Origin of the sequence: Mizugakiibacter sp., from assembly GCF_039680435.1 — a bacterium.
Lineage (GTDB): Bacteria > Pseudomonadota > Gammaproteobacteria > Xanthomonadales > Rhodanobacteraceae > Mizugakiibacter.
Genome location: NZ_JBDKSX010000009.1, coordinates 1 through 2,833, shown reverse-complemented (window position 1 = coordinate 2,833; position 2,833 = coordinate 1). Strand labels below are relative to the sequence as shown.

The window sequence follows — 2,833 nt, the reverse complement described above, 5'->3', positions numbered from 1 at the left end:
CGGGGCGGCGCGCCGGGACGCCGCCGCGCGCCTGCTGCTGGAGGCGCGCGCGCACGCCGAGGCGGCGCTGGCCGCGCGCAAGCGCGCGCTGCGCCTGCTCGGCCACCAGGATGCGGTGCGCGCGCTGGCCGCGGCGCTGGACGGGCCGCGCGGCGAAGCCGCCGCGGCCGCGCTGCGCGCGCGCTATCCGTGCGCGCTGGTCGACGAATTCCAGGACACCGACCCGCTGCAGTGGGCGATCCTGCGCCGCCTGTACGGCGGCGATGCCGGCGCGCTGTTCATGATCGGCGACCCCAAGCAGGCGATCTACGCCTTCCGCGGCGGCGACGTGCACACCTACCTTGCCGCGCGCGCCGCCGCCGCGCCGCCCCACCTCGCGCTGACCGACAACTTCCGTTCCGGCGCCGGCGTGGTCGGCGCGGTCAACGCGCTGTTCGCGCCGGCCGGCGGCTTCGTCGAGGCCGGCATCGACTACGCCGAAGCGCGTTCGGCGCGCAGCGCGCGTGCGCTGCGCCGCGACGGCAAGGACGCGCCGGGCCTGACCGTGTGGGAGCTGCCGCCGGACGAGGGCGGCAAGGTGCGCAGCAAGGACAACGCGCAGCGCATGCTGCTGGCCGCCTGCGTCGCCGCGATCGTCGAGCTGCTGGACGCCGCGCGGCGTGGCGCGGCGCAGATCGTCGAGGCGGACGGCGGCACGCGCCCCGTCGGCGCCGGCGACCTCGCCGTGCTGGTCGGCACCAACGCGCAGGCGCTCGACATGCAGCGGGCGCTGGCACGCGCCGGCGTCGCCGCGGTCTGCCAGTTGCAGGCCAGCGTGTTCGCCAGCGAGGAAGCACGCGAGGTGCGCCTGCTGCTGCAGGCGCTGCTCGATCCCGCCGACGCCGGCCGCGCGCGCGCCGCGCTGGCCACGCTGCTGCTCGGCGACGACGCCGCCGCGATCGCCGCGCTGGACACGGACGAGCGCCGCTGGGACGACGTGCTCGACCGCCTGCAGCGCTGGCGCGAGGACTGGCAGCGGCAGGGTCCGCTGCCGCTGCTGCACGCGCGCGTCGCCGAAGCCGCGCCGCGCCTGCTGGCGCTGGCCGATGGTGCGCGCCGCGTCAGCAACTACCTGCAGCTCGCCGAACTGCTGCAGGAGCGGCCGAGCTTCGCCGCCGAGGACCTGGTCGCCTGGCTGGCGCAGGCCATCGAGGCAGCCGGCGCCGACGTCGAAGCCGGCCAACTGCGCCTCGAATCCGACGCGGCGGCGGTGCGCGTCGCCACCGTGCACGTCAGCAAGGGCCTCGAATACGGCGTGGTGTTCCTGCCGTTCGCGGGCATCGGCCGCGACGCCGCGCGCAGCCGCGAGGATCCGCCGATCGCCTGGTATCACGACGCGCGCGGCCAGGCCTGCGCCGCGCTGGGCGGCGCGATCGACGACGGCATCCGCGCCGCCGACGCGCGCGAGGCGCTGGCCGAGGAGGTGCGCAAGCTGTACGTCGCGGCGACGCGCGCGAGGTACGCCTGCGTGCTGGCCTGGGGCGCGGTCAACACCGCCGACGCGACCGGTCTCGGCTGGGTGCTGCATCGCGCCGGCCGCGCAAACGACGCGCTGCCGTTCGACGCCGCCGGCTGCGCGCGCGCGCTGGGCGAGCTGGTCGCGCGCGGCACGGGCAGCGTCGCGCTGGCGCCGCTGCCGCAGCCGGCCGCGCCGCCGCGTCTCGCCGCCGCGCCCGCCGCGGCCGGAGCGCACGCCGCACGCACCTTCGCCGGCGCCATCGAGCGCGGCTGGTGGACCTGGTCGTTCACCCGCCTCGCCCATCACGACGGCGCGGCGCGCGCCGAGGTGCTGCCGGGCGCCGCCGACGACGACCGCGGCGACGAGGCCGACGCCGAGCGCGACGCGCTGGACCGCCTGCTGGCCGGCGCGCGCTTCGGCTCCGCTTTCCACGCCGTGCTGGAGGAGGCCGACTTCGCCGCCTGGCGCGACCGCCGCGAGGCGCCGCCTTCCGAGCACGCGCTGATCGAGCGCTGCCTGCGCCGCGAAGGCCTGCAGCCGCCGCCCGGCGTGCCGCTGGCGCGCCTGCGCGAGCGCGTCGGCGCGCTGGCCGCGGCGACGCTGAACGCACCGCTGCCCTGCGGCGTGCGCCTCGCCGAGCTGGCGCCGGCGCGGCGCAGCGCCGAGATGGAATTCCACCTGCGCCTCGCGCCGACGCGCAGCGACGCGCTGCTGGCGCTGCTGCAGGCGCACGGCCACCTGGCCGATCGCGCCGGCCTGGCGCACAGCGCGGAAACGCTGCGCGGCCTGCTCACCGGCATCATCGACCTCGCCTTCGAACACGCCGGCCGCTACTGGATCGTCGACTACAAGACCAACCGCCTGCCCGCCTACGACGACGACGCGCTGGCCGTCGCGGTGCGCGCCGACGACTACGACCTGCAGTACCTGCTGTACACGCTGGCGCTGCACCGCTGGCTCGGCGCCACCCTGCCGGACTACGACTACGACCGCCATATCGGCGGCGCGTACTACCTGTTCGTGCGCGGCCTGCCGGCCGGCGGCATCCACGCCCATCGCCCGCCGCGCGCGCTGATCGAGGCGATGGACGCGCTGTTCGACGGCGCCGCCGCGGAGGCCGCGTGATGGCCGCCGAGCTGCTCGAACGCCTGCACGCAGGCGGCTTCCTGCGCGACGTCGACGCGGCGCTCGGCCGCACGGTGCTGCGCCTCCATCCCGACAGCGACGCGCTGGTCGGCGCCGCCGCCGCGCTGGCCGCGCGCGCGGTCGCCGACGGCCACGCCGCGCTGGCGCTGGAGGCGCTGCCGCAACGCCTCGCCGCGTTCGCGCCGGGCC

Annotated in this window: 1 protein-coding gene and 1 pseudogene; both read left to right on the top strand. The window is 77.7% G+C overall.

The window, feature by feature from the left end:
- The coding region (locus ABFC67_RS00905) for a UvrD-helicase domain-containing protein (protein WP_346736157.1) at nucleotides 1–2,623 on the top strand (2,623 nt) is incomplete at its 5' end.
- Nucleotides 2,623–2,833, top strand: a pseudogene (locus tag ABFC67_RS00900) (exodeoxyribonuclease V subunit alpha); the annotation flags it as partial. The gene ABFC67_RS00905 and the pseudogene ABFC67_RS00900, both read left to right, overlap by 1 nt.